At 30.2% G+C, this 21,125-nt stretch carries 20 protein-coding genes and 1 other annotated feature; of the genes, 10 read left to right on the forward strand and 10 right to left on the reverse strand.

Annotated features, from left to right (window positions below; translation table 11 throughout):
- Window positions 1–334 precede the first annotated feature (334 nt).
- The 3 genes from DP68_RS16920 to DP68_RS16930 all read right to left on the reverse strand — a co-directional run bounded on the left by DP68_RS16920 (window position 335) and on the right by DP68_RS16930 (window position 3,163).
- Window positions 335–841, reverse strand: a complete 507-nt coding sequence (locus tag DP68_RS16920; protein WP_035311586.1) for a tryptophan transporter — start codon at window positions 839–841, stop codon at window positions 335–337.
- A gap of 222 nt (window positions 842–1,063) precedes the next feature.
- Window positions 1,064–1,313, reverse strand: a binding site (T-box leader).
- A 110-nt stretch (window positions 1,314–1,423) separates the two neighbouring features.
- The gene (locus tag DP68_RS16925) at window positions 1,424–2,287 is read right to left on the reverse strand and encodes a methionyl aminopeptidase (protein ID WP_035311587.1); all 864 of its coding nucleotides are present in this window, start codon (window positions 2,285–2,287) and stop codon (window positions 1,424–1,426) included.
- Between the two features lie 183 nt (window positions 2,288–2,470).
- Window positions 2,471–3,163 carry a membrane protein gene (locus DP68_RS16930; RefSeq protein WP_035311588.1) on the reverse strand — a complete coding sequence of 231 codons (693 nt, stop codon included), beginning with the start codon at window positions 3,161–3,163 and terminating at the stop codon, window positions 2,471–2,473.
- A 321-nt stretch (window positions 3,164–3,484) separates the two neighbouring features.
- On the opposite strand from DP68_RS16930, the gene ytaF reads away from it, so the two are divergent.
- Complete coding sequence (ytaF, locus tag DP68_RS16935) at window positions 3,485–4,114, forward strand: sporulation membrane protein YtaF (protein WP_035311589.1); 630 nt, start codon at window positions 3,485–3,487, stop codon at window positions 4,112–4,114.
- Window positions 4,115–4,160: 46 nt separating this feature from the next.
- Here ytaF and DP68_RS16940 read toward each other — a convergent pair whose 3' ends face one another.
- Together DP68_RS16940 and DP68_RS16945 are read right to left on the reverse strand one after the other, a co-directional pair.
- Window positions 4,161–4,838 (reverse strand): membrane protein, encoded by a 678-nt coding sequence (locus DP68_RS16940; protein WP_035311590.1) that lies wholly within the window; start codon window positions 4,836–4,838, stop codon window positions 4,161–4,163.
- A 188-nt stretch (window positions 4,839–5,026) separates the two neighbouring features.
- The gene (locus DP68_RS16945) at window positions 5,027–5,401 is read right to left on the reverse strand and encodes a PH domain-containing protein (RefSeq protein WP_035311591.1); all 375 of its coding nucleotides are present in this window, start codon (window positions 5,399–5,401) and stop codon (window positions 5,027–5,029) included.
- A gap of 270 nt (window positions 5,402–5,671) precedes the next feature.
- Here DP68_RS16945 and DP68_RS16950 point away from each other — a divergent pair, with 270 nt between their 5' ends.
- From DP68_RS16950 to DP68_RS16965, 4 genes are all read left to right on the forward strand, one after another.
- The gene (locus DP68_RS16950) at window positions 5,672–6,088 is read left to right on the forward strand and encodes a HutP family protein (RefSeq protein WP_035311592.1); all 417 of its coding nucleotides are present in this window, start codon (window positions 5,672–5,674) and stop codon (window positions 6,086–6,088) included.
- A gap of 504 nt (window positions 6,089–6,592) precedes the next feature.
- Window positions 6,593–7,594 (forward strand): ABC transporter substrate-binding protein, encoded by a 1,002-nt coding sequence (locus DP68_RS16955; protein WP_035311593.1) that lies wholly within the window; start codon window positions 6,593–6,595, stop codon window positions 7,592–7,594.
- Between the two features lies 1 nt (window position 7,595).
- On the forward strand, window positions 7,596–8,501 hold the full coding sequence (locus DP68_RS16960; RefSeq protein ID WP_035311594.1) for an ABC transporter: 906 nt from the start codon (window positions 7,596–7,598) through the stop codon (window positions 8,499–8,501).
- Window positions 8,467–9,261 (forward strand): ATP-binding cassette domain-containing protein, encoded by a 795-nt coding sequence (locus DP68_RS16965; protein ID WP_035311595.1) that lies wholly within the window; start codon window positions 8,467–8,469, stop codon window positions 9,259–9,261. Before DP68_RS16960 ends, DP68_RS16965 begins: the two co-directional genes overlap by 35 nt.
- An 86-nt stretch (window positions 9,262–9,347) precedes the next feature.
- Here DP68_RS16965 and DP68_RS16970 read toward each other — a convergent pair whose 3' ends face one another.
- The 5 genes from DP68_RS16970 to DP68_RS16990 all read right to left on the reverse strand — a co-directional run bounded on the left by DP68_RS16970 (window position 9,348) and on the right by DP68_RS16990 (window position 14,379).
- Window positions 9,348–10,160 (reverse strand): M15 family metallopeptidase, encoded by an 813-nt coding sequence (locus tag DP68_RS16970; RefSeq protein WP_291550049.1) that lies wholly within the window; start codon window positions 10,158–10,160, stop codon window positions 9,348–9,350.
- Between the two features lie 272 nt (window positions 10,161–10,432).
- Window positions 10,433–11,509, reverse strand: coding sequence for a hypothetical protein (locus DP68_RS16975; protein WP_035311596.1), 1,077 nt, complete (start codon window positions 11,507–11,509; stop codon window positions 10,433–10,435).
- 153 nt (window positions 11,510–11,662) lie between these two features.
- Window positions 11,663–12,418 carry a DUF4489 domain-containing protein gene (locus DP68_RS16980; RefSeq protein ID WP_035311597.1) on the reverse strand — a complete coding sequence of 252 codons (756 nt, stop codon included), beginning with the start codon at window positions 12,416–12,418 and terminating at the stop codon, window positions 11,663–11,665.
- A 118-nt stretch (window positions 12,419–12,536) separates the two neighbouring features.
- A complete protein-coding gene (locus DP68_RS16985) occupies window positions 12,537–13,292 on the reverse strand; it encodes a CsxC family protein (protein ID WP_052085876.1) in 756 nt (251 codons plus the stop codon).
- Window positions 13,293–13,512: 220 nt separating this feature from the next.
- Window positions 13,513–14,379, reverse strand: coding sequence for a CsxC family protein (locus DP68_RS16990; protein ID WP_052085877.1), 867 nt, complete (start codon window positions 14,377–14,379; stop codon window positions 13,513–13,515).
- Between the two features lie 167 nt (window positions 14,380–14,546).
- Between DP68_RS16990 and DP68_RS16995 the strand changes: the two genes are divergently transcribed.
- From DP68_RS16995 to DP68_RS17015, 5 genes are all read left to right on the forward strand, one after another.
- Entirely contained in the window at window positions 14,547–15,662 is a 1,116-nt protein-coding gene (locus tag DP68_RS16995; protein WP_035311598.1) for an endospore germination permease, read from the forward strand.
- A 139-nt stretch (window positions 15,663–15,801) separates the two neighbouring features.
- Window positions 15,802–16,923 (forward strand): GerAB/ArcD/ProY family transporter, encoded by a 1,122-nt coding sequence (locus DP68_RS17000; protein ID WP_035311599.1) that lies wholly within the window; start codon window positions 15,802–15,804, stop codon window positions 16,921–16,923.
- Between the two features lie 56 nt (window positions 16,924–16,979).
- Window positions 16,980–18,086 (forward strand): GerAB/ArcD/ProY family transporter, encoded by a 1,107-nt coding sequence (locus DP68_RS17005; protein WP_035311600.1) that lies wholly within the window; start codon window positions 16,980–16,982, stop codon window positions 18,084–18,086.
- Entirely contained in the window at window positions 18,067–19,215 is a 1,149-nt protein-coding gene (locus DP68_RS17010) for a Ger(x)C family spore germination protein (RefSeq protein WP_035311601.1), read from the forward strand. The genes DP68_RS17005 and DP68_RS17010 overlap by 20 nt, the downstream gene beginning before the upstream one ends.
- 4 nt (window positions 19,216–19,219) lie before the next feature.
- The coding region (locus DP68_RS17015; protein WP_052085878.1) for a spore germination protein at window positions 19,220–21,125 on the forward strand (1,906 nt) is incomplete at its 3' end.

Below are 21,125 nucleotides of genomic sequence, written 5' to 3' on the forward strand. Positions count from 1 at the left end.
CCTCAATATGCCTAAATACTTATACAAGCTTAAATTTAAATTAGCCGACTAAGTAATTATTCTAGCACTGACTTACCCTTCAGTCAACTATATTATTGTATTTAACAAAAAATACATATATAAAAAATTATTAGTCAACTAACAATCTAATTAATTTATAAAGTTGTTAATCCCCAACTTGTGGAAACATTAAGTTAAGTAGAGCGGGTTATAATAAATGCATTTTTAGTTTTTATTTTAGGTATGTTTTTGCTATGCCAAAAGGGGACGGTTATTGTAATTACAATAACCGTCCCTTTAAAATTAAAATTTGTTGTTAGCCGTCCTCATTTTTCTAATAAGCCGTTCTCTTTAATGCTAATTGAATAGAATTATAAAGTATCACTCCAACCAAAGTGTTAACTATAGTTGCAGGAAGTACTACTGTATACATTAAAATTGAAAATGGAGCTGGTAATCCGAAGATGTAAAATGCACTTCCTAGAAAAATAGTTCCACTAATTACTGTTCCTATAACTGAAACTAATGCCATCTGAAATTGATTATTTAACTTTTTATCTGTAATTTTAAACATCAAGTATACAATTTGTCCAGTAATTAATTTATCTATAACATTTGGAATTTGTCCTCCTGGAAAGGTCGTAGTTGCAGCAGTAAGTATTCCTGATGCAATGCTAATAATTACAGCAAGTTTGTAATCTTTACTAATAAGTATAGTTATAAACATCATAGTAAGCAAAATATCAGGCTTCATCCCAAATAAAAGTGGTGGAGCAACTTGATGTAAAATCAAACCTATGGCTAAAAGAAGTGAGTTGATAATAATTTTTTTTAAATTCATAATAAATAACCCCCTAAATATTTCATAAAATCTTATAGTTTTCTTATAAATTAACCAATGCCAATCAGATATATCTTCATTTCAAACCATAGTACTCACCTCCTTGCATCATTTATGCATGATTTATAAAAATTTTTAATTCCGTTGTAAATCATCACATCTCAACTAATTGAGATGTTTCATTTAATATTTTAGAAAATAAAAAAACCCTCACCCTAAAAAAATTAGGGCGAAGGTATTATTCGCGGTACCACCTAAATTATGCAAAAGCATATCTCTCAATCAGACACTAACATGTCCTATCCACTATAACGGGTGGCCTCCGTTAAGTACTACTAATTTAAGATTTCACTTAAACTTTCGGCTTACTTCTAAATGGTCCATTCACTACATGACATCGTATTGAGATTCCACCATCCTCAACTCTCTGAAACTAGGCAATATAGCTACTCTTCCACTTCAATGAATTTATTAAAACAAATTATTTACGTTTAACTTTTTATCATCTTACCACTTTATATTAATATTGTCAATATTATTTCAAATGATTAGCATCTGCAAATTTCAGAGTAGCAAACTGACCTACACCAATATTTCTACTCCATCCTTTGTAACAGCTATAGTGTGTTCCCATTGAGCTGATAGTGAACCATCCTTAGTAATTACAGTCCAACCATCTTCAAGTGTAACACATTCATAGCTGCCTTCGTTTATCATAGGTTCTATAGTGAATACCATTCCAGGCAATAAAAGTACTCCCTTACCAGGTCTTGCAAAATGATCAACATGAGGCTCTTCATGAAATTTTAAACCTACTCCATGACCACCTAAATCTCTTACTACAGAGTAACCTAGTTTATTACAGTAACTTTCAATAGCTCTTCCTACATCATTAAGATCTCCATAAGGTTTCACTGCATTAATTCCTATATATAAAGCTTCCTTTGCTGCTTCTACAAGTTTAACAGCTTTTTCACTTGTTTCTCCTACTATAAACATTCTACTTGCATCAGAATAATATCCGTTTAGTATAGTACTTACATCTACATTAATAATATCACCATTTTTTAAAGCTCTATCCTCTGGTATACCGTGACATATAACATTATTTATAGAGGTACATACACTTTTAGTGAAGCCAAAATAATTTAATGGGGCTGCAATCCCTCCACTTTTAATGGTATACTCACTAACCCAGTTATCTATTTCATTAGTAGTTATTCCTTCTTTAATTCTCTCTCCAACAATATCTAATATTTCATTAGTGATCTTACCACTTTTTCTTATACCTTCAATTTGTTCTGGGGTTTTTATTATATTAAGGGGAGGTATTATAAATCCTTGTTCTTCATAATCATATAACTTGTTATCCTCTTCGAAATGACACTTTTTATACTTTTTCCCACTACCACACCAACATAAATCATTTCTATTCGGTCTCTTCATTTAGAACATCTCCAATCAAATATTTAATCCTACAACTATTATGAAATATATTGCTTGTCAAAGTCAACCCTTTAAGTTTAGGAAAAGGTTAATACAAAATAGCATTCCTTTAGATATTCAAAGTACGCTGTTATTGATTATTTTAGTAATCGTCCCTGAAGCTAAAATTGTTGTTAACCTTCTCTAATTATTTTCCTCAATTTCCTTATTCTTAATGTCTTTGCTTCTAAAAAACTTATTCTTTAAAAATTTTATATCTTCATCTATAAATCTATGTTTAACAACTTTCACATCAAATCTAAATAGCTTAAATGCAAATTGCACAAAGTATCCTATACTTAAAGATATAATCACAGTTCCTACTCCTACAAATCCTCCCAGCATGTATCCTATAATTGATACACATATCTCAATTGAATTTCTAATAAACCTAACAGATTTATTAGTTCTTTTAGTAAATGCAACCATAAGTCCATCCCTTGGTCCTGTGCCTAATCCTACTCCAATATAAAGATAACTTCCTATCCCAATTATAAACAATCCTAAGAGTATCATTAAAACACTTGATATGCCCCCATACACCATAGGCACAAAATCATTGATTAAAAGAATGTCCATAAAAATTCCAATAAATATCATATTAGCAACAGAAGACCATCCTATTCTTTCCCCTAGCTTGCAATTTATTATAAGCAAAACTGCTCCCACTGCAATATTTGCTTGTCCCAGAGTTATAGGAACCTTTCTCACAATCCCTTGATTTAAAACATCCCAGCATCCAACTCCTATATTTGCATTTAATGTCATAACTACACCTAAAGCAAAGAGAAAAAGTCCGAAAAAAAGTCTAAAAACTTGTAATATAATCTTTTTCAAACATTAATACCTCCTGTATAAGTTTTTATCTATATACTATAAATTATATATTTTTACTAATACTTAAGCTTCCTATTTTGATCTTCAACCCTCCATATGATTATATTGTATATATTCATATAATCATACAATACATTTTATGCATTATGTATTATCTTATATATCACAATCTAAAAAACTACATAGGTGTAATCTTGAATTTTTTTAAAAGTATTGTAGCCTCTTACTACTTTTTCAAAATGAAATATATAGAGCTTAGTAAACATTTGATAAATTCCTCCATATTATAATCTTGTATCATTTTTAATACGGAGGGATTTAATGCATATTTTATCAATTCTCTTTTTTGCTATATCTTCAAGCAGCGATAGTCTTATTGTCGGGTTTAATTATGGAGCAAAAAAAGTCAAAATAAATTTAATTAATAATTTTGTAGTATCCTTTATTGCCGGTATGGGAACTTTTTTAGCAATGATATTGGGAAAATTACTCACAAAGTTAATTCCATTAATGTACACAAATATAATAGGAAGCAGCATATTAATTCTATTAGGGCTGTATCTATTAATAGTTTCATTAAAAAAATGTGCAAATAATGACAATAATTCAGAAGAATTAAGTGAAGATATGTGTGAAATTTGCCGCTATGAAGCTGCACTTAGAAGTCCAGAAATAATAGATACTAATCACTCTAAAACTATTGAGTTTAAAGAATCTATTATATTGGGCATTCTTCTCTGTTTAAATAATATTGGCTTTGGGATAGGCGCAAGTATTACAGGGTTAAATATTTATACAACATCAATATTCTCAATACTTTTTAGTTTAGTATTTATTTCATTAGGATATTACATTGGTGAAAAGATATTTTCTAATAAATTATCAAAATACTCAGAGATAATTTCTGCATGCATCATTATAGCTCTTGGATTATACGAGTTATTTATTTAAATTTGACTCTAAAAACAAGAGTGCAAAAATCATTATATTTTTGCACTCAAAGTTTTCTTTTCTGTCTTCTTCTTTCATCAAACTTCCTCTTTAATGCTCTTATATCGTCATCTATAAACCTTGGTTTAACCTTTTTCACATCAAATTTAAACATTTTAAAAGCAAGTTGTATAAAACATCCTGTAGCAAATGCTGTTATTACTGTACCTATACCTACAAATCCACCTAAGAAATACCCTATTGCCAGTACTGTTACTTCAATAAATCCTCTAACTACGCACACGGATTTATGAGTTTTTCTTGTCAGCGCCACCATAATTCCATCTCTAGGGCCCGCTCCTAGCCCTACTCCAATATATAGATAAGTACCAATTCCAATTATAAATAACCCTATAAACAGCATTAGAAATCTTAAAAAAATACTTTCAAATATAGGTATTAGATTATTTCCCATTAAAAAATCCATAAAAATACCTACAAATACCATTCCTCCAATAGTTCCCCAACCAAGCCTTTCTCCTAAAACTCCGTTTGCTACTAGAAGCATAGCGCCTACAGCAATATGAGATTTACCTCTTGAAATATTTCCCACCTTAGCAATGCCATGATCTAGTACATCCCAAGGACAAAGTCCTAAATTAGTATTAATAATTATCACAACGCCTATTGAAGAAACTAAGTATCCTAATAGTAGTCTTAAAGTGCGTAATACTATTTTTTTCATATCGCATCCCATCTTTCTTATTATAGCTAATTTTTTTATAAATCAGCATAGTTCGTTTTCTTAAGATGCTTTCTATATTAGTATTACACAAAACTCTTTGTAAATTCATATATATAGTACATATGTTTAAGGCAATTTTTAGATTAATATTTTTTAGTATAAATTCTTTAAAATTTATATACATTTATTCACATACACACATACATACTTATCAATTTAGCTAAAGGTCTTATATCAGTATCTATTGAAAATTCAAAATATATCTTTCCAAAACCTGACGCCCAAATTTTTAGTTCTGCATCTATATCAAAATTCCCTCCACTTTCGCAAGAAAATGAAGAAATCTTTGAATACGGTATGCTCATATATCCTCTTTTTCTACTTGTTATGCCCTGCACGTCAATAACAATTACCCTCTTATTTGTGAATATAAGTCTATCTCTAATTGATTTATATGATTTTTCTACTATCTCATCATTTAAGAGTAAAAAATCATATACTTCTCTTCCATCATTAACACTTGATTCTGTTAAACCTACAATTTTTGGTGATACTTCTGTCATTTTTCTTTCCCCCTTTATTTCCCTATATAATATCATTATACACATTTAATAAAAATTTTACTATTCAAAAAATTTGCACATTTTTATGTTATTAGAATAATATAATAAATATACAATTTACTGTTTACAAAGTTCCCTTATGGTGACATAATCTATATGTATTTAATAGTTAGTATAAAATCAATCATATCTTAGCTTATTTAAAACATTTTTATTAAATATTCACCATTAGCTATTAAATATTAACTATAGTTGTTTGGAGTTGATAATATGAATTGGGATAGTAATGACGTAGCCAAGGCATCTATTGAAATGGCAATCTCTTCAAGAGAAAATGAATCTAAGTTAATTAAAGATTTTAAAGATAAAGAAATACTTACTGTTGCTGTAGATATAGGTGGTAATTTAATATCTTCTATACCTAAGATAATTGAAAGAGCATTAGTAGCATCAAAAAGGCATGGTCTTATAAAGGATTGTCATCCTCATGATGGTGCTGTTGCTGGCGCTACAAGAGAAGCTATAATACAAGTTGCATCAAAGGCAAATGGTCTTAATGTAGGTGGAAAAATAGGAATTGCAAGATCTGGCGAACACTTGAGCGTATGTATATTCATGAGCATAGGATTATTACATTTGAATGAAGTTGTAATAGGACTTGGACATCGCTCTATATCTGAAATATAAACTGCAATTTAAGCATATATTTAAATGAAAATTAACTTTATACATACTCTTGACAACACGTAGTACTTAATATAAAATCTTATTAAGCTGTTAGTAGTTTATGGTAGGAAAACCCTCAAAGAAATTGAGGTATGGTGATTTGTTATAAAATCATTTTTTTGCAAATCATGCATGATAATTTAGTAGAAACAGCTTAAATTTTTATATCCGTAGTATTGTAGTTTAATGTAGTTTTGTAGTATAAGTTTTTTAATAAATTAATTCTTAAAAACCGTAGTATTGTAGTAAAGTAGGAGATAGTAGGAAATTAGGCCTTTATTTAGGCTTTGTTTTGTTGCATATAACTCTCCTAGTGAGAGTTTTTTTATTGTAAAAATTTATATTATTTATAGTAATTTATGATTTTCTTATAAATCAGGAAGTCTCAATTCATTGAGATGTTTCCTTAATTATTAACTATTTAAATATTAAATAATAATTTAATTATAATTGGAGGATGGTAGTATGGTAGGAAAGAAAAAAAGTTTATTATTATGTTCAATTTTATGTGCTGTTACACTTCTAGGAGCAGGTTGCACAGCCTCTAAGCCTTCTAGCACCAGCAAATCAAACGTTAAAAACATTGGAATCACCCAAATAATAGAACATCCAGCATTAGATGCTTCTAAAAATGGATTTATCAAGGCACTTTCTGATAAGGGTTTTAAAGATGGCGAAAATTTAGCTATTGAATTTTCAAGTGCTCAGGGTGATACTGCAACAACTCAAACTATAGCTCAAAATTTCGTTTCTCAGAAGAAAGATTTGATATTTGCAATTTCTACGCCAAGTGCCCAAGCTGCATTTAATACCACAAAGGAAATTCCAATATTAATAACTGCAGTTACAGACCCTGTGAAGGCTGGTCTTGCAAAATCTCTTGAAAAGTCTGAAACCAATGTAACTGGAACTAGCGATTTCTTTGATATAAAAAATCAATTTGACCTTATAAAAGAATTATTACCACAAGCTAAAAGAGTAGGTTTTATATATAATACCAGCGAAGCTAATTCTGAAAAACAATTAGAAGAAGCTAAAAAAGCAGCATCTAGTTTTTCATTTGAAATAGTTCCAATGGGAATCACAAGTTCAAATGAAGTAGCTTCAGCATTAGATGCCCTACTTTCAAAAATTGATGTTCTTTATACTCCAACAGATAACCTTGTAGCTTCATCAATGTCATTAATAGTTCAGAAATCTACTGAGAAGAAAATTGCCGTAATTGGTGGAGAAAAGGCTCATGTAGAAAATGGAGCTTTAGCTACAAGAGGAATTGATTACTACAAATTAGGATATGAAACGGGTCTTATGGCTGTAGATGTTTTAAATGGTAAAAAGCCAAGTGATATGCCTATTGAGCATCTAAAAGATTTAGAAGTTGCTGTAAATGAAAAAACTTCAAAAGCCTTAGGAATATCTATACCTTCCAAACTAAAGGAAAATGCAGTAATCATAGGAGGTAATTAATATGTCAAGTTTTTGGATAAGCGTTTTAGAACAGGGCCTAATATTTGCAATCATGGCCCAGGGTGTTTATATAACTTATAAAATATTGGACTTTCCTGACTTATCAGTAGATGGTACTTTTCCACTAGGAGCAGCTATAACCTCTGCGCTACTTTTAAAAGGTGTAAATCCTTATTTAGCTACCCTAGCCGCACTATTTTTTGGTATGTTTGGAGGACTTGCAACCGGAGTTTTGCATGTTAAATTAAAAATAACAAATTTATTATCTGGAATTTTGGTTATGATAGGCCTTTATTCAATAAATCTTAGAATTATGTCAAAACCAAATATTCCTCTTTTCAATCAATCCATAATATTTAATAACTCAGTACCAAAAGTATTGATTATCTTAGCTGTAGCCTTAATTGTAAAACTAACATTAGATATATTCTTAAAAACTAAATTAGGATTTTTACTGAAAGCAACAGGAGATAATCATCAACTAGTTACTTCTTTAGGGGTAGATATTGATTCAATGAAGATATTAGGACTTATGCTTTCCAATGGTATAGTAGCCTTATCAGGCTCCATACTTGCACAACATCAAGGTTTTGCAGATATCGGCATGGGTGGCGGTATGATTGTAACTGGTCTTGCCTCTATAATCCTTGGCGAAGCACTGTTAAAGCACTTTAACTTTATCAAAGGAACAACCTTAGCAATCATAGGCGCTATGGTTTATAAAGCAATTATAGCCTTAGCCTTAAAACTAGGACTTCCTCCTACAGATTTAAAATTAATAAGTTCAGTAATAGTTATAGTGATTTTAGCATTATATCAAGCCAATCCTAAAAAATCATTAAAACCCTTAGTTAAAAAAGGAGGTAGTCAAGTTGTTACGAATACGAAATCTATCCAAGATATTTAACAAAGGTACTGTAAATGAGAGCGTATTATTTGATAATTTATCTTTAACTATAAACGATGGTGATTTTATTACTATAATAGGAAGTAACGGTGCAGGAAAATCTACACTATTAAATATAATATCAGGAAATACTGAACTTGATGAAGGCGAAATCACCCTTAATGAGAGGGATATAACAACGCTCCCTGAGTATAAAAGAACTAAGTTCATTGGTAGAGTTTTTCAAAACCCATCAAGTGGCGTATCTCCTTCAATGACGGTTTTAGAAAACTTGTCTATGGCCTATAGTAAAGGAACTAAATTTGGACTATCCTTTGGAGCTACTAAAAAGGAAAGAAGTTTATTTAAAGAGTTATTGAAAGAATACTCATTGGGTCTTGAAGAAAAGCTAGATGTAAAGGTAGGAGCCTTATCTGGGGGCCAAAGACAAGCGTTATCTCTTGTTATGGCTAGTCTTTCAAAACCTTCACTAATGCTTTTAGACGAGCATACTGCAGCCCTTGATCCTTCAATGTCATCTAAAGTACTAGAACTTACTTCTCAAATTGTAAATGAAAATAAAATGACCACTTTAATGATAACTCATGACCTAAATGATGCAATAAGCCTTGGAAATAGACTTATAATGCTTCATAGAGGGAAAATAATACTTGATATATATGGAGATGAAAAGAAAAATCTCACCACTGAATCACTTTTAGACTACTTTAAAAATGTTGCTGACAAAGGTGTTTTAAGCGATAGGACACTTTTCTCATAGTTATATGTACAAACACTAGGATGAGAAGAAAATTTTATCTAAGTAAAACTTTCTTCTCATCCTTTTTAATCCATACCTCCTTTTTACTACTTTATTCCCTCTTCAATTTTCTTAATATATTCCTTCACACTTGAATCTTCAAGCGGTGCTCCTTCATACCATGCCTTTCTGCTTATATCCTTATTTCCAAAATATCTGGCTTTTAATATAATTTCAGGTCTATATTCAAAATGTAATATATCAAAATGATACCATTTCCCTCCCCAAACAAAATTATGCTTTTCAAAAACATCTACAATTTCTTGAGGGTAAGAGGCTATTCTTTCTGCCCCCTGCTTTTCAGATGCCCACTGCCAGTAATCCCTATTGTCTCTTGCTAAATCAATTGCAATTCCAAAGGCATGAGGACTTAATCTGCCTGTTCCAGAGATTATTCTATAATTATATGTTCCACTACTTGGAAATAAACTTGCTGCAACTTTAGAATTTTTTTGAGCTATAGGTATAAGCTCCTGCATAACTTTTTTTAATTCCTCTGCCGCCTTATTATTCTTATTAAATCTAGAATACTTACCAACATTTACATTTACAAGGTTAGACTCCACTTTATTTCTTGATCCACCGTAGACTTCCGAAAGCAAACTATATACTCTGCCACGGCCAGGGTCTTCATTTTTAGGCATTAAATTCTTAATGGGTGTTAACGGATATTGTTGTTCCATCATATCTTGTAAATCTGGATTAGCTAATTTTTGTTCAAAACTCTTTACAGCTTTATCATCATATATAATTCTCTTTCCAGACTTCATAATCAAATATACTTTTTCATTTTCTCTTGTTTCTACGCCTACAATATATTCAGGATAAGCCATCATAAGTGATAATATGTCCTGCTTCATTGTAGCCTCATATGTATTCTCTATAGAGCTTGCAAAGGCATTATTTTTATCTAAAGGTTGTTTTCCATATGCTAATAAACTTAATACACAAAATAAGACTATATATATAGGCATATTTTTCATGAGTTTACATCTCATTTTTTTACCTCCATCTTCAATTAATGATTACTAATTAATATATATCCTTGCCACTATCTATAAATTCTATGTAAAATAAAAAATTGCAGTATTTTTCAGATATAAATAAAAGGATTTTGCATGGCAAAATCCTTTTATTTATCAATAAACACATATTGTTCTTGTAATAAGCTAAGTGCCAAATTTAATATAATCTTCTTTCTTATTTCTTTGAATGTGTGTGTTTTAGGTAATGTATTTTTTACATCTTTCAATTCCTCTTGACTCATAGTTTCTAATATATTAGTGCTGTCCATTTTACAGTAAATTTTATTGTTTGAAACAGGAGAGCTATTAAAACAAACTTTAGTAGAGCATTTAAATGGAATATCTATTTCCAAATTTTTCACATTACCATTTACTGCATAATCTGTTGCAGAGTTTATATTTGAGTATGTTATATTTTCTCTTATAACCCCTTTTATAAAAAACTTATTTGAATTATTTATCAAATTACAGCTTTCTAAAAATACTTCTTTATTCAAATCTATTATTTTAAAAACTGCCTCATTAAACTTTATTAATGTTTCTATACAAATTGGAATTTCAATTTGAGATATTATTACTGGAAGTTTGCAAACCACTGGTTCTTTAATGAATTTTGACTTTATGTTTTTACTCGAGCAGCATTCTAATACTGTATTATTAGAAACTTTAGCTTTACAGTGTACAGTAACCTGATTTTCTGCAAGCTCTATGTCATTTATATTGTTTATTTCATCGAAATTTTCTATCTCTTCTATATTCTCAGCAATGTTTATATTGCATTCATCCTCCGAATCTTCTGTATCATATATATCCGTTACATTGCTATGGTCAATATCCTCTACAATATTTTCCTTAACTTCATATTCTACACCTTCTACTATATTTTCAATGCTATGTTCTATACTATCATCTACTTCGATATTTAACACCTCCTGCTGTTCTTCATAAACATTAAGCACATTATTGTCATCTTCTGTCTGTACATTACTTGATAAATCTTCATTATTATTTTGTTTGTTATTACCAAAAATATTAAATTGACTGCCTAACATTTCAAGCAACCCTATAAACGCTAGGGATGAGTCATCTGCTCCTTGAGGTGAATTTTGTGGAAACACATTGTTTCGAGGTATAAGGTCTAATTCCTCTTCACATCTTCGTCTATGTCTATGCTTCTTTGACATATAGACTCTCCTTAATTATTGATAAAAACATATAATAAATAATAGATGACAATTAATGAATCCTATCGCTGAATTGAGGTGCGATAATTTGTAGAAAGCCGCCAAAAGGCGACTTTCATCTTAGATTATTAATTGTTATCTATTATCTAATGTTTAGCATCCTGCTTTAGCTATAACTGAAAGTGTTACATTGCATACATCTAATATATCGTCTTCATTTACATTTACAGCTTCAACTAATCTAACACTATATTTGCAGCATCCTGGGCAGCCATTACATTCACAGTGACAGAAGTTAAATGATGTGGTTAATTGTTCATCTTCTACATCTAAAGCAATTGCAAAGTCCCAAGTTCCGCATGGTACTTCTTGACCTTCATCACAAGTTTTGAATAATCCAAATACCAATCTTACTGGAACAGTACTCTCTCCACCAGATTTATAGTGAATAATACTACAGAAATCAAATTTTACAACTGGATTCTTCAAGCAAGTTGTATCAATAGTAATACATCCTAATGATCTTGGATAGAAGAAGTTAGTTGTTCCAGTATTACCTTCACCTTGACCGCCTATTATGGTTCTGTCTATTCTAGCACCTGTACCCTGTGCACATTCAAATAGTACTGGGTATGGGCATGGATTCTTTGGACAGCAGTGTCTATATTCATGTTTATCCTTGCATTCTTCACATTCTCTGCATTCGCATATACACTTTTTCTCATCTTTATCGCAATCTTTGTGTTTTCTATCATAATCGTAATCTCTGTCATGATCATAGTCCCTGTCATGATCACAGTCTCTCTCATAATCTCTACCATAATTGCAATATCTTCTGTAAGGGTATGGTCTACAAGCTGGATATCTTGATTGATCGTCACATTGTCTGTTGTCATAATATAGTTTCATAAAAATCCTCCTCTTTATTATCTTTAACTCATCAATTTTTTAACTTTAGAAAGGTTTCTAACCTTCTAATATAATATATGAGAAACTTAAATAAGCGTTACATAACTTACAGCTTTTTTTATTCTTCATATTCACATTGTTCTTTATATGGTGGGTACCAACGTGACTTTGGTACATATACTGGCTGATTTTGAAGCACTTTAAGTCTAATATAAATTACCATTTTCTCAGTAAATTCTCTAAAACATTTTTCTCTCTTAAATCTACCAGTACATTTTATATCACGATTTAAAATACTTGATTCTAAAATCTTTGCCCATTCTAATTCACAAAAGACTTTTTCGTGGAATTTTTGAAAGTGTATTCTAGACTCCTCTTCATCATTTGAGCAGGTCATTTTATTATCCAATGAGTTTAATTCACCTTCATAGGATTTTCCAAATATAGGCTTCTTATCAAACCTAACTTTGGTTACACATTTAAAAGGAATGTTTACTGTTGTATGCCTTATATCTCCACTAATACTTGTTTCATTAACGCACCTTACAGTAGAGTACTGAATATTTGCTTGAACAAATCCTCCAATAAATAACTTATTGGTGCAAGGAACTAAGTGACATTGTGTTATACAAACTTTTTTATCTATAGCTTTTATATCAAAAGCTGGCTCCTCTAATCGAATGTCTGCTTCAACATCTATTTGCACCTTAACATCTGAAAGTACTACTGGAACTTTAGCAACTAATGGCCCACATATTCCAACTGGATCATAGCATTTACTATCACATTCTCCCAAAGTCTCACAATTTATAACCTGTGAGTCACACTCTGGAATTGGCCTTGGTCTGCATCCTGAATCTCTTCCTTCATCCATAACTCAAGCCCCCCTCCTTATAATCTTAAGTATATTAAAACTTTAAGGTCTAACTTTTTGCTCTTAAAGCTTAATATCTACTATCATATTATTCTGAGAAGACTAATTTGCTACAAATCCTTAAATTTTGCACCTTGCATGATTTATAGAAATTTAAAATTTCGTTATAAATCAGCACATCTCAATTTTATTGAGATGTTTCCTTAAATATTAACCTATTTTATTCTTCATCTAATTCTTCAACAGGTACCTCCTTGCCAATCATTCCTCTCTCAGGATCAAATCCAACTTCTATTTCAACACATTTTACATCTTTACTAGAACCACACTCTCCAGGCCAATCTTTTACCACAGTTACTTCACAGCTAGGCTCAGAAATACATATATTTTGGTTTTGTAGTACCTTAAGCCTTATATATACAACCATTTTTTCAGTTATCTCACGGAAAGATTTTTCATTAGGTAAGGTATTTAAAAGAGGTGTATTTCTATCTAAAATATCTGTTTCCAATATTCTAGCATGCTCTAATTCACAATAAACTGGTTCATATAGTTTATTGTAGTGAATCCAAGAGTCTTCTTTTTCATTCTTATTTAACATATTATTATCTAAAGAATTTAATCTTTTCTTATATTCTTTTCCGTATATGGGACAATTGGAAAAGTGAATTTTTGTTACACATTTGAAAGGGATGTTAACGGTGGTATGCTGAATACTTCCACTTATGCTTGTTTGATTTGTACAGTCAATGGTAGAAAATTGTATATTCTTTTGAACGTGACCTGCTATGAAAAGCTTATTTGTATATGGAATAAGTTTACACTGAGTAATCACAATATGTTTATCGACATTTTTAATATCTAAGGCTCTTTCTTCTAATCTAATTTCTGACTCCAAATCAATTTGTACTTCCACATCAGATAACACTACAGGAATCTTAGCTATAAGTGGTCCCGTTCTACCCGTAGGAATATTGCAATGATTTTCACATTCATTTAAAGTCGTAGAATCTTTAACCCTAGAATCACACCTCGGTATGTTTTGGTTATTTTCATTACACTCTTTTATTTTATTTTCTTGTGCCATAAATATAATCCTCCGATTTTTACTACAGTATCATAATATTCAAACTAAGCCAATTTGCTACATGTTATTAGTTATTCAATATATATAACTATTAGTGAATAAAAATAATAAAATTACTAATACTATAAAAATGTAAAATTTATTACCATGTATTTGGAGGAGTTTATGTGAAGACTATTATAGAAGATAAATATATTATATTTTTAGTCTTTTCAGGGATAGTTGGACTTTTTACTAATCTTCCCACCGAGTATGGCTCATACGCAGGCACTTGCGGATGGGTAGTTATCATTATAGACTTATTATTAATATTACCTCCAAGCCTTGCTATCATATGGTTAAATAAGCAATACGAGGGAAGAATTGTACCTGACTATTTAGATGAAATTTTAGGAAAATATCTAGCATTGCCTATAAACATACTTTATTTCATAAAATTTGCTATGTTAGTTCCTTCAATGACCAGATCGCTTTTAGGTATGGTTAAGTCTACAGCATTGCAAACTACTCCTATTTGGCCATTAGCTTTGATATTTATAGCCTGTGGATGCTATGCTGCATCCTGTGGAATAAAATATCTATCTTATATATGTCAATTTTTTATTTTAATTGCATTAATTTTATCATCTATAGTATTTTCTACATTGCATAGCAAAGGTGGATTAATTAATTTAAGACCTTTTTTTGTTAAACAAGATATTCCATTGTATTTTAAAGAAAGTATCCGACACCTAAGGTTTTTCTTTGGAACTATGGTACTTCTAGTAGTTCCTCTTAATAAAAAGAATAATAAAAAAGCTAGTATATATTTATTAATAGGCCTCCTGATATCAACCTTATTTTACTTATTGGTATTTTGGGGAACAATTTCGGTTTTAGGAATAGATAGCACCGTGTTATTTGATGATGCATTTTTTATTGCAGTAAGAAGCGTTGAAATTCAAAAGCTAGAAATTTTACAAAGACTTGATGCTTTAGCAATTGCTGCTTTTACCTTTACTAGTTTAGTAATAGTCGCGCTATATATGTATGGAGCTGCTACTGTGCTTAAATACTATTTAGATAAAACAAAATTTTTTAAAAATATGATTCTTTCCTTTTCCTGCATTATTATATCTATTGTAAGTTTTATAATTTGTATTATTATTCCTAATGAATTTGCTTTAGGCCAGTACCTCTCAATTAGTTATAAACTATCATGGGCTACTTCTGTCATTATACCTATTATATTATTTATCATTGTTAAAATTAAAAAGAGGATTAATAAAAAAATATCTCAGTGAAAAGATATACTACCTTTTTATTGAGATATTTCCTTTCAAATTAGGATCCATTATATTTAATTGTTGGTGAATAATAAGAAGAAAACTACTAATACTATAAAAAGGCAAAATTTATTAGCATGTATTTGGAGGAATTTATGTGAAGACTATTATAGAAGACAAATATATTATATTTTTAGTCTTTTCAGGTGTAGTTGGACTTTTTACTAATATTCCAAAAGAATATGGAACATATGTGGGTACTGGCGGATGGGTAATTATCATTATAGATTTGCTTTTAATATTACCTCCAAGCTTTGCCATTGTATGGCTAAATAAGCAGTATGAAGGAAGAATCATACCAGAATATTTAGTTGAAATCTTAGGAAAATATATATCTCTACCTATAAATGTTCTTTATTTTATGAGATATTTCATGTTAGTTCCATTAATGACTAGAGCACTTTTAGGCATGGTTAAATCTACATCATTAGAAACAACTCCATTTTGGCCGTTGGCTTTTATATTTTTAACCTGTGCTTGCTATGCTGCAGCACAAGGAATAAAATCCTTAAGCTACATATGTCAATTTTTTATTTTAACTGCATTGATTTTATCCTCTATATTGTTCTTCGCATTGCTTAGTAAAGGTGGATTTATAAATTTAAGGCCTTTCTTTGTTAAAGAAGATATACCACTCTATTTTAAAGAGAGTATTCGAAACTTAAGAATCTTTTTTGGAGCTGGTGTGCTTTTAGTAGTGCCATTTTCAAAAAAGGATAATAAAAAAACTGGGAAGTATTTATGGATAGGTTACACGATAATAACTTTATTTTATCTATTTGTATTTTGGGGGACTGTTTCAGTTGCAGGAATAAATCAAACCGTATTATTTGATGACATATTTTTTATTGCGGTTAGAAGTGTTGAAATTCAAAATCTAGAAATTTTGAAAAGACTTGATGGCTTTGCTATTGCTGCTTTTACTTTTACTAGTTTGATGATGGTGGCAGTAGATATATATGGAGCAGCTGTTATATTTAAGTATTATTTAGAAAAAACTAAAATGCCTAAAAAAATAACTTTTTCATTTTCTTGTATTACTGTATCCATTTTAGGTTTTATACTTTGTATCTTGATTCCTAGTACATTTGCTTTAAGAAAGTATCTTTTAATTAGTTATAAAATATCATGGGTTACTTCTATGATCCTTCCTATAGTGCTATTTATCATTGTTAAAATTAAAATGAGAATTAATACGGAAACATCTCAACAGAATTGAGATGTGCTGATTTATACCAAGACTCAATTTGTTAATTTGTATATGGAGGAATTCACTTGAAAGAAGCTATAGGTAATAGACAAATAGTATTTATACTCTTTGCAAGCATTGCAGGCTTTCCCTTTACTGTTCCTAAGGACTTTGCTATATATGCAGGCACTGGTGGATGGACAATAGCTATTATATGTGCATTACTAGCATTGCCACCTATATTCATGATATCATCAATAAACATACGCTATGAAAAAAAAGGATTTCATGAATATATAGAAGATATTACTGGGAAGTATTTAGCATTGCCTATTATGATATTTTTCTTAATAAGATATTTGTCTTCAACTATGATGGTAGCTGGCTCTATTACGAGGTTAGTAAGACTTACTATACTAGAATTTACTCCCTTGTGGGCTTTATTTACAGTTTTCATTGCATGCTGCAGCTATACATCATCTAAAAGCTTAACATCTTTATCTTATATATATGAGTTTTATGGATTAGTATTGACCTTCATATTTTCCCTATTAATTTTAGCAATGCTTACAAAGGGTGATTTTATAAATTTAAGACCTTTTTTTGTTAAAGAAGATGTACCTATTTACTTCAAGGAAAGCTTTAGAAATTTAATAGCCTTTGCCGGATTTGATAAACTCTTATTTGTACCATTGTTTAGAAGAGAAAATAAAAATATTCATAAATATTTAATTATAAGCATACTGTTAATTACCCTTTTCTATATTGCTAGTTTTGAGTGTACTCTTGCAGTTTCAGGCGTAAATGAAACTGTACTTTATGATGATATTTTTTTTCTTTCAATTAGGGGTATAGAATTACATAACTTTGATCTTGTGAGGAGATTAGACCTTTTTGCACTTTCCAATTTTATTTTCAGCTCACTTATGATAGTTTCATTTAATTTGTATGCTACAAATATGATAATAAATCATTATTTACAAAAATTAAATTTTAGAAGTATAACAGTCTCTGCTATTTCAGTTATTATATATATCTTTGCATCTATAATGTGTATCAGCTTTGCATCTATATTTTCTTCAGAAGCTTACGTTAAAATTACGTCTAATATATCAGTAGTTGCTTCTTATATAATTCCAATAATATTATTTACGATTGTTAAGGTGAAAAACTATGAAAAAAAAATACTATAAAAAAATATCATTTTTACTGTTGTCAACTTGTTTTAGTTTATTTTTTACCGCTTGCTGGGACTATAAAGATATAGAAGACAGAGCCCTTATAATATCTTTTGGAGTAGATACCCCTGCTCCAGATAAAGTTCGTTATGATGCTGAAATAGCTGAATTTCGTCCTATGAGTGCTCAACAGACCACCTACGAAATAGGTCATTTTGTTGGGGAAGGCAGCAATTTTGATGCAGCAAGAGAAAATTTACAAGTTCAAGCTAAGGGTCCGCTTTCCAATGGTCCTGCCACAGCTGTAATAGTTAGTGAAAGATTTGCGCAATCAAACTTCTTTGAAGATTACTTGAATAGGGCAAATAGACAATACGACTTAAGAAAAACCGTAACTTTACTAGTAAGTAAAAGACCTCCAGCTGAACTTATGGAATTATCCACCAAACAAAATACATCCATAGGTTTTTTCGTAGAAAGTAATATACAAAGCTTGTTCAAAGATACCCATGTAGACATATCCATAGCAAATGTAATTTCTGAAAGCCGTATAAAAGATTTAGGCCTGCTTCTTCCTACCATTGATATAGTAGAAGGAAAGCCTCAGTACATAGGATTAAGTGTTATAAAAGACTTTAAGCTTGTAGATATAATAGATATACCAAATATCACGGGAATAATGTTTTTAATGTCTCCTAACAATCCAATGATCTTAAACTTACCCGATCCAAAACATCCAACTAATGTTTTAACTATTTCTACACGAGTTAAAAATCGTAAAATTAAAACAAGTTGGGAAAAGGGAAAAGCTATTATAAACGTATCTTTATCAACTAATGCATCATTGTCATTTCAATATGAATTACAAGGAAAGTCACCAGAGGATATAAAAGAACTTGAAGCTGTGTTAAGTAAGCATATTAAAGAAATGATCATGGAATCAGTAAGTAAATCTCAAAATAATTATAAAGTAGACATATTTGAATTTGTTAAGTACTTCAAAGCTCAAAATCCAATTCAATATAGACAAATAGAATGGGGTAAGGTTTATCCTGAAGCAGAAGTTAATGTGGATGTTAAGGTTAATATTACAGATAAAAATGCAATGGAATATGAAAATAAAGAGAAATTAGATAAAAGGTGATTTTATGGAAAATTTTTTTAGCATAGATGATGTTATTTCTTATATTGAAAATAATAATACAAATATGGTTGTTAGAAAAATTAAGAATAAACAAACCATAATATATGTAGCATATCTCCCATACATTACAACTAAAGATAAATTAACTGAAGAAATAATAAAACCACTTATGCAGTATCAAAATACTATATCAAGTGCAAAGCAAATTGGAGAATCTGTCATTTATACATCTGATTTATCTATAGATAATGATTTTTCTAAAGTACTTGGCTATCTTCGTTTAGGAAAGTCCATCATTGGAATATCTCATGAGTCAACTTATATTGTTGCTGATACTGGTGGAGTAGCTCAAAGAAATGTTTCAGCACCTGAAGTCCAATATGCACTAAGAGCCCCAAAGGACTCTTTTGTAGAAAACTTGGATACTAATCTTTCCCTTATAAGTTATAGAATTAAGGACCCTCACCTGTGTTTCAAAAACTTTATTGTTGGAACAAGGACTCAAACAAGAGTAGTTGTAGCTTATTTAGATAACTTAGCGGATAAAAATGTAGTAAAGTATGTAGAAGATACCATAAGTAATGTAACTATAGATGGTATTCTTGAATCATCCTATATCCAAAAAATTTTAAACGGTAAAAGTCGTAAAATATTGCCAACCGTATCAATTGCTGAAAGATCCGATAAGGCTTGTTCGACTATATTAAAAGGAAGACTTTGCATTTTGGTAGAAGGAAGCAACCTTGCCTTAATGCTTCCTGAAAGGTTTATGGACTTTTTAGATTCAGGCGATGATCATTATGGTACTGTACTTCTTGGTCCTTTTAATACTTCTTTAAGGATATTTGGTATAATATCCACATATTCATTACCTGCCCTTTACTTGGTAGTTACATCATTTAATCCTGATATGCTTCCAGCTAGCTATCTATTAAGTATTGCATCTGCTCGTTCTGCTGTTCCACTAAATGCAGTACTTGAAATCTTTTTTATGACTATAGTAATAGAAATGCTGAGAGAAGCTAGCATAAGGCTTCCTACCAAAATCGGAAGTGCCATAGGTATAGTTGGAGGTATAGTAATAGGCCAAGGTGCTATTGCAGCAGGTCTTACTAGCCCAATTTCAATAGTAATAGTATCATTTTCAAGTATTTCATCATTTTTATTGCCAGATTATAATATTGTAACTCCATTAAATGTATTAAAATTTATTTTAATAATGATTACTGGAGTTCTTGGACTATTTGGATTTTTAATAGGCTTAAGTTTTCTAGCTGTACATATAATATCTCAAAGAAGCTTTGGAGTACCCTATGCTGAACCTGTTGCGCCTTTTACTCCTTGTGAACTTAAAGATCAATTTTTACCTCAACTTCAATTTTATAAAGAAGGAGATAGTAACGCCACTAATCCTAATTCTCTAGCTAACAGTAATGATGATAATAATGGTAATAATGATACCGACATCAATACCAAAAATGATAATAAAAAGCATAACGCTGATAAAGATAACACCTCAGATAAAAACAATAATAATGCTAATATAAATAAAGATGAAACTAGCAAAAATAGCAATAAAGATAATGATAACAATAGTAATTACACTAATTCTACTGATTCGAAAAATCCAAGTAATAATAGTAATACTAATAATGATAATGATAAAAATACCGGTAATACTAATGATGTAGATTCTAAAGATGAAAGTGGCAATAATGAAAATAATGAACAAGATAAGCCTAACGGCATTTTCAAAAGGATCTTAAACTTTTTTAAGGATGATACTGATGATAAAAATGATAATGATACCAATACTGATAATGTAGAGGATAATAATACAAATACCTCCAGCTCCGATGATAAAGATAATGATAATGATAATGATAATGATAATAATAATAATAATAATA

The organism is Clostridium sp. HMP27, from assembly GCF_000765165.1.
In the GTDB taxonomy this organism is placed as follows: domain Bacteria; phylum Bacillota; class Clostridia; order Clostridiales; family Clostridiaceae; genus Clostridium_AK.